Origin of the sequence: Paraflavitalea soli, assembly GCF_003555545.1 — a bacterium.
GTDB lineage: Bacteria > Bacteroidota > Bacteroidia > Chitinophagales > Chitinophagaceae > Paraflavitalea > Paraflavitalea soli.
The window spans coordinates 6,970,292-6,984,934 of the sequence record NZ_CP032157.1 but is presented as its reverse complement, the minus strand read 5'-3'; the positions used below and the strand labels follow the sequence as shown (position 1 = coordinate 6,984,934).

Below are 14,643 nucleotides of genomic sequence, written 5' to 3'. Positions count from 1 at the left end.
GAATCCTTTTTTCCGGTCGACAAAGACCAGGGTGAGCCGCCTTTGGAAGGCGACCCACCCTGATCGTAAGTTAACTAAAAAAACGGGCAAATCCGTCACAGATCGCGCTGTTAAAAAGTCTGCAAACATGCTTTTCCCATTGCAAACGATTGCCTAAAAAAGTAGTTTAATTAATTGCTTTTAAAAAGTCGCCTTCCTGGTAAATATGGCCTTGCTGCAGGCTTCTGCCGATCATGCCGAGTATTTCGGCTTTCATTTCTTCGGTAACCCTGCCAAAACCGAAAAGGCGGGCCACCAGGGGCACTACGGCCTCGGGTTGAATAGCGATTGACCCGCGCACTACTTTTTCAATGGCAAGGATAAATTCTTCGGGCGCAATGTATTTGAGTTTTTTGACAGGCGCAGGAAGTTTGCTCCGGTCGCGAAGCTGGGGCTGTTTCATTTCGCGGTGCCAGAGAAAGTCCTCGCTGACCCTGATCCATTTATTGGCTTCGGCATATTTAACGGCCTGCAGGAGGGCATCACGGATACGGGAGCCTACCCTGGCCATGCCAGCGGCTTCAATCATCCTTCTGGCTACTTCATCAAAATGGACAGGACTTTCGACCTTTACAATTTCTTCGATCCAGATGGATAGTTTGCCCACTGAATGCAGGTGGATCTCCAGGGAAGCGATATCGGGGGGTACTTTTGCTAATTCATAAGCCGGAATATCTGTGGCTTGCTCCATGATCTCTTCACGTTCCAGGACAACTGGCTCTATCACATCCCCTTCTTCTTCATATACATCGTCATCGATGTGTTGTAATGTTTTTGCCTGCTCAATGGCTTCTACCAGTCTTTTTAATTCGCGCTCAGGGTTCCTGAACCAGTCGGTACTCCATACGCGATAGATGCGCCAACCGATGGCTTCGAGTACCTGCTGACGCAGACGATCCCTGTCGCGGGCGGAACGGGCTGCATGGTAGGCAGCGCCATCGCATTCAATGCCGAGTATGTACCTGCCGGGATTGTTTTCATCTACAATGGCAAGGTCGAGGTAATAGCCGCGGGAACCTACCTGCCTTCTTACAGTATAACCAAGAGCGGCTAGCTTATCAGCCACTGTTTCTTCAAAAGGACTATCGGCGGGCAGGCCTTCTATCTTTTGGGGCAGGTACAATTTTCCATGTTGTGCAAAATACAGGAAGCTCTTCAGGGCCTGGATGCTGTAGCGGGTGGTACGGCTAAGATCGATATCATCGGCTGTGATGTTGGTAAATACTTCGCAGCGCAGCTTAGCCCGGGTGATCAATACGTTGAGGCGGCGCTCTCCCCCATCGTTGTTGAGGGGGCCAAATGACATGCTCACCACACCATCGGCAGAACGGCCATAACCTATGCTGATGAAGATCACATCACGTTCATCGCCCTGCACATTTTCCAGGTTCTTCACAAAGAAGGGTTCATCAGCATGGGCGGTGAAGAATGGTTCCAGTTCGGGATGTTTTCTTCTTCTCGTTTCCAGTGCATCCTGAATGGCCTGCCGTTGTGCGCTGCTGAATGCTGCTACGCCCAAACTCAGTTTTGGTGAGCGGCGTGCATGCTCGAGTACAGCTTCTGCTACTATTTCCGCTTCCTTTTGATTGGTCCTTGTTTTGCCCCTGTCGTAGATGGTATCTTTCAGGTGATGGAATACCAGACCCATCCGGTGTTTTGAACCGGGACTGGGGAAGATGACGAGTTTATTCTCATAGAACTCATGGTTGGACAGCATGATGAGTGATTCATGCCGGCTACGGTAGTGCCACCTCAACATTCTCTGTGGGGCGCCTTGCGCATCACACATACCCAATATGCTGGGCAGATCGGCTGTTACATTGTCTTCATCTTCTATTTCATTGGTCAGCGAATCGAAGAAGCTGGTAGGCGGCAACTGTTTGGTATCCCCAACCACCACTACCTGTTTACCGCGCAGGATGGCGCCCAATGCTTCCACGGGCCGTACCTGGCTGGCCTCATCAAAGATGACGATATCAAACTCCACGGAACCCGGTGGCAGGAAATTAGCAATGGACAGGGGGCTCATCATGAATACTGGTTTGATGGCCTGTATGGCGAGCCCGGCTTCTTCCACCAATTTGCGGATGGGTTTGTGGCGTGACTTTTTATTGAACTCGGTACGCAGGGTATTGACCTGGCCACCTGCTTCGAGACGTGGCATGTTTTCCCAATGCCGGGCAGCGGCGCGGGCACGGTTGTATTGCAGGTTGAGCCGATCTGTTTGCTGAAACTGCTGTACCACTTCTTCGTGGCTGGCACGTTCGAATTTCCGGAGGGCGGGATTATCCATGATGGCTTGCTCCAACAGGTATTCATACCAGGTTTTCTGCACAGACATGGTGAGCAGGTCTTTTGCCTGCGGCCAATGGGTGGCAGTATGGATGAGGGATTGCAGGTTTTCTGTGGCAGCTGTTTCAGTAAGGCTATTCCACAGGATGGCCTGGTGTATGGCTGCTATGCCATTTTGCCAATCCTGCAGCAAGGTTATTTGCCCGGAAAACGTTTGTTGCAATAAGGTCTTGTTGCCAAAACGCAGGGCCTCATCGAGGGCCAGTTTGGCGACTACCTGCTGAGTGGCATTTTTATGCTGGTCTGCTTTGGCCATCAAGGCATCGTGGTGCTTTTTAGCGATAGCAGGGTCTTCGTGTTTTTCCAGGTAGTCCAATACAATTCTGGGGCAGGTGCCTGTGGCGATCTGTTTGTGCACGATGAGCAGGTAACGGTTGGCCGCTTCCAATGCAGCCCAGTCGGACCTTAGCTTTTGCCAGCGCCGGCCGAAGAGTTCAGCAGCCAGGGCATCGTGTTCCTGCAAAGTAGCTTCGAGGCGTTTACTTTCCAGGATGGCATCTACATATTGAAGTTTGCTGTTATTGTCTTTAGGCAAAGATGTTTTACAGCAGGTCGCTAGTTGTTTATTGCTTTTGTTGTAAGCACCGATGATGAACCTGTACCATTTGTGCCCATGGGCCAGGAGGTTTTGCCTTATTTCCATGACATCCTGCTGCCAGGCTTCAGGAATAAAAATATCGTTGTATTGCTCACGTAATGCGGCAAGGCGCTTGCCCGTTTGCAGCAGTTCTTCTATATCGGCCTGGTTCAATAGCCATGCTTCATGCTTGATGGCGCATGATTCCAGAGCAGGCTTCAGGGAAAGCAGCTTGAAGATGGAGGCCAGGGCCACCGTTTCTTCGTGGTTGACGGGAACGGCCACGCCAATGTGTGGGGCTGATTGATCAGCAGTCGCTGCTATTTCTTTTGTAGCGGTTTCGGCTTGCTGGAATGACTTTAACAGCACTTCCTGTTCATGTGGCAACAGGACGAGTAAGCGGCTACCCCAGAAGAGGAGGTTGGCGGGCACACCAATCTCTTTTAACCTGGCCTGCACTCTATCGGAAAATGCTTCAGCCCGCTTCATGCGTTCGGCATCCCAGTTGTCTATATCTGCCAGGGGTATCTTTTCTACTGGCCGATTGCGTGTATGGTCGTGTATCTGTAACAAATAACCAATAACCTGGTGGGCGGTGAGGTCGCTATTGGCGATGGGTGAATTGATGGCATAGCAATAGGCATTAAGCTCATCTTTGTGGGTTTCCAGCAAGGATACATGTTGCTGTAGCTGCTGGAGGGTGGGCCTCCCAAGGTCGAGCACGCGGCGCAACTCCTGGTGTAATTCTTTTTTATTGGCTTTGTGGGAGTGTAATTCGAGGCAGGCTTCGCCGAGGTTGATATTGTCGAGCCTGCGTTTTACCACTTCCAGGGCAGCCATTTTCTCTGCTACAAACAATACTTTCTTTCCCTGGCCAATAGCATTGGCAATGATATTGGTGATGGTTTGCGATTTGCCGGTACCGGGCGGACCTTGTATGACGAGGTTCCTGCCTTCGTTTACAGCCAGCATGGCCAGGAGCTGTGAACTGTCGGCGTCCACTACCTGGAATAGCTGATGGGCATTGGTATCTTCATCAATGTGTGCGTCTTCGGGAATACCTATTCCTTCATGGCCAAAGCCTCTTTCAAACAGGTTGATGACAATGGGATGGAGGGCAGGTTTCTTATCGGCAGGCCATTTGTTGCTGTCAAGATCATTGTAGATCATGAATTTCCCGAAGGAAAAAAATCCCAGTTCCACCTGGTTGTGTTCGATCTTCCAGCGGGGGGCTTTGTCAATGGCGGTATTTATGGCATCGAAATATGCATTGATGTCAAAGTCTTCGGGCTCGGGCATATCGGGAATAATGATGCCAAACTCGGCTTTCATTTTCGCCTGCAGGGATATATTGGCTCCCATTTCTTCCAGGGTGTAGCGGAGGCGAAAGCGCTCCCGAGCACTGGATCGGTCAAGGCTCACGGGTATTAATACAAGCGGAGCTTTCCGAATTTCCTGGCTGTTATCGGCATCGTACCAATGCAACATGCCCAGGGACAGGTACAGGATATTGACGCCTTGTTCTTCTATGCTGGTGCGGGCATCGTAGTAGGTATTCAGTAACCTGCGCTGGAGGTTGATATCGGTTTCGTTGGTCTGCAGTTTTGTATCGGTGTAAGCCTCTTCTGAAACTGGTTCGGGAAGGGTCTCTTCTTCCAGTACCGGGAGCCTGTCTTCAGCCAATGCAGGCAAGCCATTTGCATTTTGTGCGGGCAGCAGGTTGACCTCGTGTTCGGGCAGGGCACTGACGGCTGGCTCGGGAAAGAGCTCAATAGCTGTTCCGTTCTTATTATTATCCTTTACGGGTTTATTGTCTTCTTTGGCAGGCTTGCTGAGAAAGGTCATGGCTTTACCCTGGCGCACGAGTATATCATAGACGGCTACTGACTTTTCCTGTACAATCTGGAGGCCGCGGGAAGCGGGCATTTTGTAATTCAACAGGGGATTGCGCAGGCCCAGGTCCAGCAATTCTTTACGCGAAGCTTCGAGCTTGTTCAATATGGTTTCACTCATAAAACGGGATGAAAAATACGGATAAAACAGGATACAGGGCTGTTGGCAGCACTGGCTGTAGCACAAGTAATAAATTAATAAATGTAGAAGTTGGTCGGGATGAGTGAATTAGTCTAAAAATGATGGGAATGGTGGTGCCCTTTTGCTCTTCCAAGGTAAGATTGTTTGGGAAGAAAAGCAAGGGGGGAGGAAGCAGTCGGCAATCGGCAGTCAGCAATCGGTAGTCAGCAATCGGTAGTCGGGAGTCGAGAGTCGAGAGTCGGCAGTCGGCAGTCGGCAGTCGGTTCCGCTCCCTGGTGGGAGCAGTCGTTTACTTCAAGAGCACAAGTACGCTGCCACACAAGGCCGGGCTGCATACCTGCGCCAGGGTAACAGGCTGATGAATTTGATCTAATGGGTGTGCGGGGAGGAAGGGATGCGGGAGTGCCGGTACTTTTTCTTAATTTCAACAGGCTATCACTTCATTCCCCTAACCAACAACACGATTGCTTTATGGCCACCTGGACAGCATTTTACGTTAAGACAACGAACGAAGCAGGTCTCAAAGAAAAGCTGATTGCACTAACAGGTATTTCTACAGCCTTGGAGGGTAGGTTCCCTTCAGACTTTCATAACAGTTATTTGATCGATGAAGCAGCACCCAGTTACCTGGTCTTTACCTCCACACAGCCAGGATGGGTTACGATCGTTTACAACAGCGCGCATAAACTGGCGGATTGGTGTATTGATATCTCAAAACAATTTAACACTCAGGTGATCGTAACGCTTGCTCAAAACACTTCTGACTATTACTATTTTGCCTTGTATGACAAAGGCGAAATGAAACGGGAGCTTGAATATTGTTATTCTGAAGATTATATACCTACAAATCTGGGCAAGAAATTTGATTTCGAAGCGGAAGAGCCCGGCGATGAAATCGAATACAATGGGGATAGTACCTTTCTTTTCGACTTTGACAGCATAGAACGGTATTGCAGCGAGTTTGGCTTAACGATCCAATGCAATTACCAGGATTTTGAGTGGAGCATGCTGAAGGGTAGGAGCACAGGGAAAACGGTGGCCCAGGCAGTGAAGGAATTACATGATGCAAGAAAACCCTGGTGGAAGTTTTGGTAGACGAATGCAGTCAACCCTGGGCTTAATAATTATGTTTAAGTTTGAAATTCAAAGTACTCCATGACATTGAAAGAATACCTGGACGAATGCATTAAACTTTATTATTCGAAAGTAATTGGCAAATTTCATTTCCATCTGGTAGAGACGCTTTCGGAAGGCCCGGGGATATTGTACACTTATCAAAATGATTCATTTAAGATCAGGATAGTCAATGACCGGGGGCTTATCAATGGAGAACTGGCTTCTCTTTATGATCCTGACCAATATTTTGATATTTACCTTTTCTTTGCTCATATCCGGTTGACAGTATACCCTGAGCAAGCCACCAATGCCTGGGACAAAAAGATGATCCTATCCAGGACACTTTCGTGTGAGGAAGAAACAGCTGTAATTGACGACCATTATTCAATTGTTTCTACTTTACTGTCGGGTGATCGTTATGCATCAACTATCGAGGCTATGAATATATTGACCAGGGAACATGATTCTTTACTATACGGGCGTCCAAGGTGAGATTGACCAGCAGGAACTTGCCACCTGCTTATGTTAGAATCAGGACTACTAACTATACGCGTATGAATATCATTAGTCAATTGGCGTCATCGCTGGACCGAAGGGATGAGGTTCCCAACCAGGAATTGGCCAGGAAGATCGTTAGCAAGAAAGATAAAATCGCTGTCCGGGAGCTGGTGGACAACCTGGGTAATAAAAGCAAGGATATTCAACATGATTGTATAAAAGTGCTCTATGAGATCGGGGAAGAGGCGCCTGCCCTCATCGCAGACCATGCCAACGTATTTGTGGGGCTACTCGATCATAAAAACAACCGGCTGCAATGGGGAGCCATGACAGCCCTTTCCACCATAACGCTTGAAAAGCCCAAAGAGGTCTATGCTGCGCTACCCAGGATATTGGATGCGGCCGACAAAGGATCGGTGATCACGAAAGACTATGCGGTAAATATTCTCATTAGTCTGTGTTCTCTAAAGCCATATACTGATAAAGCATTTCCGCTGTTAATAGAACAGCTACTGAATAGCCCAACGAATCAGCTGCCCATGTATGCTGAGAAGGCGCTACCCATTATCACTGACAAAAACAAAGCACTATTCATAAAGACACTGACATCCAGGCTGGGTGACATTGAAAAAGACACCAAGCGAATAAGGGTAGAGAAAGTGATCAAGAAGGTAAGGGGGAAGTGAAGGTGCTTATCAATGGGTGCTTTTATTAGATCATGTCAAAGAACTACAGACGACTTTCCTACTTTTTACCACTGCTGTTGGGAGAGGGTTAGCAGGTTCGCTTTTCCTGCTTTCCCAAGCGAAATCTCCCAGGCAATGGCAGATTGATACAGCAAATTTACAGCGGCCCGCACTCCTGTTGTTCAAAAATGGGTTGGGCTTGTCCAACACTTGGGACGAACGACATATGTCTTGGGACGAACAGCTTTTTCTCCTCCAAAACACCTGGCGGGTAGGGACGAGGAAGGGAAACACTCAGGATGAACGGCATATGTTCAGGGACGAATAACACATTTTTCACCCTTTCTTCTCTTTGCCTCCCCGGATCCTCCTCAATGCCTCCTCTTTGCCTCCTCGGGCTCCGGGGAAGCAAAGAGGACCCAAAGAGGAGGATGTTCGAATCTATCGAGGTAGCATTGAGGACAAAGCCTGATGAAGCCGGATCGTGCCGGACACCGTTTACTAAAATATAGAAACCGGGCGACGAAGAATTTGTATATTCGACTACAGAATACAGCGAGGCACGAGGATAGTGTGCCATCGCAACTCCACCAGATAGCAACCTTACTCTCCTTTTTATCCGTATTACGCAGGCTTTTGATTATGGCTTCTGAAACAGCCGGTAGAAGTTATTTATGCTAAGTAACCAATAAACCATCCATACATGAAAAGTTACCTGATCACGGTGTTGTTGCTGACAGCCATTGTATTTGCCTGCAACCAACTCGACACCCCACCTTCTCCCGGCAACGGAACAGACGAACCCATTGTGATGCAATTTTGCCCGGATACCACGCAGGGCAATAATCTTTGTCCGCAGCTTCCCTATGATGTCAACTTCCCCTTCCAGGCAGGTTATACAGCTATTCTCGACCCTAAGATCCAACCGGCTTTTGACATGTTTAGCTGGCAGAGCTTTGCTGCGCTGAACTGGCCTGCGGATTCAGCCGGCCATCCCATCGGCAACAGCATGGGAGATCATCCGGAAGCACAGCGGGTATGGGAGCATTATCCAGACATAGCGGAGGTGTTTAATGCGCAAACACCCTTGTTGTTACAGATAAAGAAATCCCGTGACACTAAGCAGAAGGTATTTTACATGATCAGTAAATTTTCCACGCTCAGGGATTCGTTGGTTGATGTGTTGAACCCGGATGAGAAACCGCTCATTGACCGCAACCTGAACTTCGCAGTCTTTGAAGTAAAAACAAACCCTATAGAAGCTGATTTTATAATCCATAACAACCTTAACACACAGGTAGGCATCGACTCCTTCTACCGGAAACACGGTAAAAGTTTTGCATTACCTCCCAGTGTAGTACCTGTCAAAGGGCATATTGGATCGGAGGGTTCTATGGAGATCAAAACTTCCTGGCGCATATTGGATACTGCGAAAGGTGATATTCCTGCCCGGTATTATACAAGGGAAGCGCTGATCCTGGTAGACGCAGGCAACAGTGTAAGCGGCAAAGCATTTACGATCAAAGCGCTGGTTGGATTGACGGGCATGCATATCGTACGAAAAACAGCCCGCTTTACTACCTGGGTATGGAGCACCTTTGAGCACATTGATAATACGCCGGATAACCTGCAGGAAGCACAAGTACCATCCAATCATCCTACGCGGTGGTCATATTTCAATATTGGAACGCTAGGATTGACACCCAATCAACCGGCTGCTTTTCAACCTGGTGATAACAAGAGTTACAAATTTGATTCCACAAAACCTTATGCCAAACGCTATGCAGATTCTGTGGCGGGTGAACACGATGGCAAAAAAATATATGGCACGCAGGCTCAACGCATCTATCCGATCTACTACAGAACAGAAGTGGTGAATAAGGCCTGGCAGAATAAATTGCAAGGAACGGTATGGGCCAACTACAAACTAATAGGTAGTCAATGGACAGCTGCCGATCCGGGTGTTAAAACGAGCCCCAATGTGCCGGCCTTTCTTGGCAACAGTAGTTTGGAAACCTTCCAATTGCTTAACGCCAGTTGCATCACCTGTCATAGGGATGCCAGGATCATTTATGACAAGGATACGATTGCTACTGATTTCAGTTTCATGATCGCGTTTAATGCGCAATAGTTTGAACTATGATTTGGTGGGTTTAAAGAATTAAGAAGCGAGGGGTGAGCCGCCTTAAAAAGGCGACCCACCCCTCGCTGTTATTTTATTTTTTGGTCTTTACAGTACCGGCGCATACATCGCCTTCTTCAATGCCTGTTGTCCAGACTTTCAATTTAGTGGTTCGCTCTATGGTGAGTTCGGTCAGGTACATAGACCAGCACATTGGCTGAACGCTTCCATAATAGCCTGGTTCTCTGTCGGGGTATTTGGCTTTCATTTCTGCATCGCGAAACTGGACCCAAAGTTTTTGGGCCTTTTTAAAATTGGCAATGAATACGGGGTCTTTGCTGTAATCTTTTAAGATCTGCTGGTAGGTCGCATTCAACTCTTTGTCGGCAGCCTGGAATTTCTTTTTAGCATCTAGGTTCATATCGACCTGGGATTGCGCAACGCAAAGGATGCTTGTGCAACAAAGGATCAAAGAAAAGAATACACGTATCATAAGCATTGATTTTAGGGTTAAAGATCGATAAAATCAAGAGGGTTTAGCTTTTAGGTGTTAGCTTTTAGCTGTTGGCGATTACAGCTTAGTTACCTGGATCGCATTCAATACCGGTTCGCCGGTAATGGGGGTGAAGGCAATGATGATCCCCTGCTGGCCGGTAACGGTAATTCTAACCTTCTTAGCTACGGCCCTGGCTACACCATACTGCCGGGCGATGTTGAAGTTTTCCAATACAGGGGTATTGTTGACCAGTACATGAAAGCTGCGTTGCACTTCGTCTTCCTTACGGGTATCGGCAGACAGGTTGTAAGGCAATCCTTTTACGGTACCACCCAGCAGCTCAGCAAAGTGAAGGGTGATCTCGTATTCACCGGATGGCACATCGAGGCGGTATTGCTCTATGCCGGTTTGCTGGGTTTGGTAAATGGGATCATCATCGGTACCGACGATATTTTTATCTGTACCATAAGGAAGCCGGCCACCGTTGGCAATTTTGAAAGGCTTGCCACCAATATGTCCCCAACTTCCTGGTCTGTATGGCTGATCGGGCAGCCAAAATTGTTGCCGCTGTTCATCTATAAAGTACCGGTCAGCGCCCAGCAGGATGTTGAGTTGGCTGAACGGTAATTGTTCATTGTCCAACCGGTAAGGCTGCAACTGAAAGTTGACAGTCAGCTGATCAGTATAGGGTTTACCTTCTTTAGTGCCCCGCACCACTATATCATTGGTACCATCTACAAAAGGAACGGACCATTGGGCCAATCCATTTTCTACCTTCTTTGTCCCCATGCTTTTTCCATTCATGAACAGCTCTACCTCATCGAGGTTGGCAGCTACCTGCACAGGCTGGTTACAAACCAGGGCATTTGAATCAGCCACGCCACCTCTTAATTTCCAATAACCGGATGTTATTTTCAGGAAGGGTTCTTTGCGCAGGATGGCCTGATAAAAATACCAGGGATCCTTAGGGGTCCTGTCCCAGGTGAGCAATCCCTTGTTGTTGATATGGGGCATGGTCTCTTCGCGGGTCTCGGAATTGAAATCGGCCAGGTTCCACAACATGGCGCCAGCTACAAAAGGTCGCTTCAGCATTTCGGTAAGGTAGTACTGGTGGAATGCCGTGGTATATTCAACGCTCTTATCAAAGCGAACGGGATGCAGGCTCCTGATGCGCGGATCGGCATCTGCTCCGTACTCAGTTACCATCAAGGGTTTGGTGGATAGCTCTTTGTGGTGACGTTCCAGGAAAGCCGGAAAGTCGGTGAGGCTACCGCCGTACCAGCCGGAATATAAATTCCATCCTACGATCATAGGTATATCAGTAAGGCCAACTGTTTTGTAGCGGTTGAAATCACCATGATTTACGAGCATGGTGTAGCGAGAGGGATCTTCCTTGCGGGTGATGCTGTCGAGGGTGCGGGCCAGCTTTGCCACATTGCTAAAATATATCTCCTGCCGGGGCTTATCGTTGTTGAAATGAGGCCTTAATAAGGTCTCATTCATATAACACCAGATGATGATACTGGGGTGGTTGAAGTTTTGCCTGATCATCTCTACCTGCATGTTGGCACAATTGCGGGTGAAAGTATCTGACTCGGTGATCTCATTGACCACGGGAATCTCTACAGAAGTGAGGATGCCCAATTGATCGCAGGCTTGCAAAATGGCAGGGTCCTGCGGATAGTGGGCTATCCGGAGGAAGTTTCCTCCCATTTGCTTCAACAACTGCACATCGCGCCTGGCCAATTCATCGGGCACTGCATTGCCCAAATCCTTATAGTCCTGGTGGCGACTGGAACCAATTAGTTTATATGGATTGCCATTAAGGAAAAAACCTTTGTCAGCATCGAAAGAGAACCAACGGAAGCCGAGTGTATTTGTTAACTGATCTGCTACAGTACCGGTCTTAGCATCCTTGATGGTTGTACTGGCGGTATAACAGTAAGGATGATCGGGCGTCCACAATTGAGGATTGACGATGGATTTGATATCCTGCCGGAATGCAGCTTCGCTGTTCTTTTTAACAGTAATGGTGGAGCTTACCGTTCCCACAGCTTTACCGGTCTTATCGCTGACTGTAGTGGTGACCTGTACTTTTTTGTCGGCACCGGTTTCATTGGCAATAGCGCCATTGACCTGTACGGAAGCATTTTCTGCAGACACCTGTGGAGTAGTAAGGAAAATACCGGTGGAGCCATGATCGGCGAGGGAAAAGTGCAGGGGCTCTGTTGTCACCAGCCAGCAATCACGATAGATGCCGCCATAAAAGGTAAAGTCGGCAGTGAGGGGCGGTATGTTTTCGTTGTGGCTATTGTTTACGCGTACTACTATTTCATTGAGGTTTTCCTTACCATCAAACTGCAGCCATTGGCTAACGGGTATATAAAATCCGGTATATCCACCAATGTGCCTCCCTGCTATTTGTCCATTGATCCATACTTCAGTTTCCTGGTTGGCTCCTTCAAAATACAGGTATACTTTCTTTGCTTTCCAGGTATTGTTGATGGTCAGTTTCTTTTTGTACCAACCGTTGCCACGGTAATAACCGGGTTCATCGTCCATCACATCGGTTGCATTCCAGGTATGGGGGATGTTGACCGATTGCCAACCTGCCTGGGGCACCTGTGCAATATTGGTGATACCCGTGGGCGCTTTGGAAAAGCTCCAGGCTTCATTGATGGTGATGGCAGTACGGGCAGCAGGGGTACCTGTTTGGGCGATCAATTGAGTAGTGATGAACAAACAATATGCAAAGAAGAAGTACTTCACGTGGGAGGATTTAATGCTAATACAGTTACACGATCTTATGTCAAGGTGAGCCGCTTTGGCTTTACACAAGGCATCACACAAAAGCGACCCACCTTATAACAACTATTTTCTCTTTATTAGTTTTATACTGCTCAGGTTGAAGCCACCTTTTTTGGCCACTACCTGTAGACGCAAGGGGCTTCCTTTCAGGTAGAGGTATTGGGGTTTGGTGAGTTGCCAGTTCTTATCACCGCCGGTATTGGGCACCAGTATCTCTTCACCTATGGGTGCATTTTCCAACAACACGGCAATACGCCCTGTATCGCTGGTAGCAGACACATTGAATGCAATATCGTATTTACCGGCCTTGGGGACGGTGAGGGTGTATTGCAACCATTCTTCGTCCTCAATGTAAAAGATATAAGCACCATTGCTATCGGCCTTGATATCCACGCCATCATTACGGTAAGCCCCTCCCCTGTTGCCACGGGTATTGACGCCCTGGGTATACTGGTAGCTGGCGGTGTCTTTATCATAGTATGCAGCACGTTGACGGCCAAGGTCAAAATCAACGGCCTGAATGGTGGTATTATTGGTCAGGACGTTCTTCTTAAAAGGAATGGTGGCATTGGTCTGTACCTGCCTGAACATTGCATCCACTACATCGGGGTGGGGGATATTGTTTTTGATCTTCAGGTTTTCAAGCAACTGCTGCAATGTTTTCCAGGCTTCTGCTTCGGATGGTTTGGGGCCTTTACCAGCCCAATAGTTGAGCAGTTGCTGGTAACCTTCGGGAGCTTTTATTTCAAGGGGATTGTTCAAACCCATTTTCTTGTTTTGCCACCAGGCCCAACCAATGTCATTGGTTTCAGCCAGGTGAATGGCTTCGGTGAACCAGGTATTGGAGTTTTCACCGGACTCACCCAGCCAAATGGGTACATTGTGCTGATCACGCAGGTTGAGGAAATTGCGAATGGCACCGGTGGTATTGAAGTTGCCGTATTTGTGAAAACTCAGTACCATATTGTTGTCCCAAACAGGTAATACGCCGCGGTAGTTATTACCAAAACCGTTACCTTCTATGATAACAATGTGCCGGGTATCAACCTCCCTGATGGCTTTGGTGATATCGACCATGAGTTTTCGCAGGGGCTCGTTCTTTTTTTCGGAAGTACCGCGTGTGTCTTTGGGATCTTCAAAACCCCAGTTGGGTTCGTTGATGATGTCGTACCCTCCTATCCAGGGTTCATTGGCATAACGCTGTGCGAGCTTGCGCCACAATGCAATTGTTTTTTGCTGGTTGGCCTCGCTGTCCCAGAGAGAAGGTTTTGCAGGGTCGCGGTCGGAGATATTCAGGTCGTTGCCTTGTCCACCTGGTGCTGCATGGAGGTCCAGGATGAGGTATATTTTATTGGCTTTGCACCATTGGAGCAAGGAATCGGTCATGGCAAATCCTTTCTCGAGCCAGGTGTTCTCTCCCGCTACCTTTTCTTCTTCTACGGGCAAGGTGTAGAGGTTGTAATGCATGGGCAGGCGCATGGAGTTGAATCCCCAGGCAGCCATGGCATCGATATCGGCTTTGGTAGTATGGTTGGCTAGCCAGGCTTCGTAGAACTGGTTTGTTTTTTCTTTGCCAACGACGTCTTCAATTTTTGCTTTGATACGGTGTTGCTGGCCAATATTGCTCAGCCTGAACATGTATCCTTCCTGGAGCATCCATCCTCCGAGGCCCATGCCACGCAGGATGACCTTTTCGCCTTTTTCGTTGACGATCAATTTACCATCTGCTTTGAGAAAGCCCTGGCCATATGATTGGAGAGCAAGCAATACTACGGTGAGAAGCGGAATAATTCTGAACATAATTATTATTAACGATTTTATGCTACAAGGCTGTAGCCCCTAAAGGGGCAGAATACACTTTTGATACGTGTTGCTACAAAGCGTTAGCCCCTATAGGGGCACAATACACTTTTGA

General features: G+C 48.2%; 8 protein-coding genes. 4 read left to right on the top strand and 4 right to left on the bottom strand.

Annotated features, from left to right (window positions below):
* Positions 1–166: 166 nt before the first annotated feature.
* Positions 167–4,981, bottom strand: a complete 4,815-nt coding sequence (locus D3H65_RS26885; protein WP_119053260.1) for a DUF3320 domain-containing protein — start codon at positions 4,979–4,981, stop codon at positions 167–169.
* Positions 4,982–5,473: 492 nt separating this feature from the next.
* Between D3H65_RS26885 and D3H65_RS26875 the strand changes: the two genes are divergently transcribed.
* The 4 genes from D3H65_RS26875 (at position 5,474) to D3H65_RS26855 (ending at position 9,433) form a co-directional block, all read left to right on the top strand.
* Positions 5,474–6,097 (top strand): hypothetical protein, encoded by a 624-nt coding sequence (locus tag D3H65_RS26875; protein WP_119053258.1) that lies wholly within the window; start codon positions 5,474–5,476, stop codon positions 6,095–6,097.
* Between the two features lie 60 nt (positions 6,098–6,157).
* Positions 6,158–6,610: a hypothetical protein gene (locus tag D3H65_RS26870; RefSeq protein WP_119053257.1), complete on the top strand. Its 453-nt coding sequence runs from the start codon at positions 6,158–6,160 to the stop codon at positions 6,608–6,610.
* Between the two features lie 62 nt (positions 6,611–6,672).
* Positions 6,673–7,302, top strand: a complete 630-nt coding sequence (locus D3H65_RS26865; protein ID WP_119053256.1) for a hypothetical protein — start codon at positions 6,673–6,675, stop codon at positions 7,300–7,302.
* 703 nt (positions 7,303–8,005) lie between these two features.
* Positions 8,006–9,433 carry a hypothetical protein gene (locus D3H65_RS26855; protein WP_119053254.1) on the top strand — a complete coding sequence of 476 codons (1,428 nt, stop codon included), beginning with the start codon at positions 8,006–8,008 and terminating at the stop codon, positions 9,431–9,433.
* Positions 9,434–9,518: 85 nt separating this feature from the next.
* On the opposite strand, the gene D3H65_RS26850 is transcribed toward D3H65_RS26855, so the two are convergent.
* From D3H65_RS26850 to D3H65_RS26840, 3 genes are all read right to left on the bottom strand, one after another.
* On the bottom strand, positions 9,519–9,917 hold the full coding sequence (locus D3H65_RS26850; RefSeq protein WP_119054675.1) for a lysozyme inhibitor LprI family protein: 399 nt from the start codon (positions 9,915–9,917) through the stop codon (positions 9,519–9,521).
* Between the two features lie 78 nt (positions 9,918–9,995).
* On the bottom strand, positions 9,996–12,689 hold the full coding sequence (locus D3H65_RS26845; RefSeq protein WP_211345559.1) for a glycoside hydrolase family 2 TIM barrel-domain containing protein: 2,694 nt from the start codon (positions 12,687–12,689) through the stop codon (positions 9,996–9,998).
* 102 nt (positions 12,690–12,791) lie between these two features.
* Positions 12,792–14,528 carry a cellulase family glycosylhydrolase gene (locus D3H65_RS26840; RefSeq protein ID WP_119053252.1) on the bottom strand — a complete coding sequence of 579 codons (1,737 nt, stop codon included), beginning with the start codon at positions 14,526–14,528 and terminating at the stop codon, positions 12,792–12,794.
* Positions 14,529–14,643 lie beyond the last annotated feature (115 nt).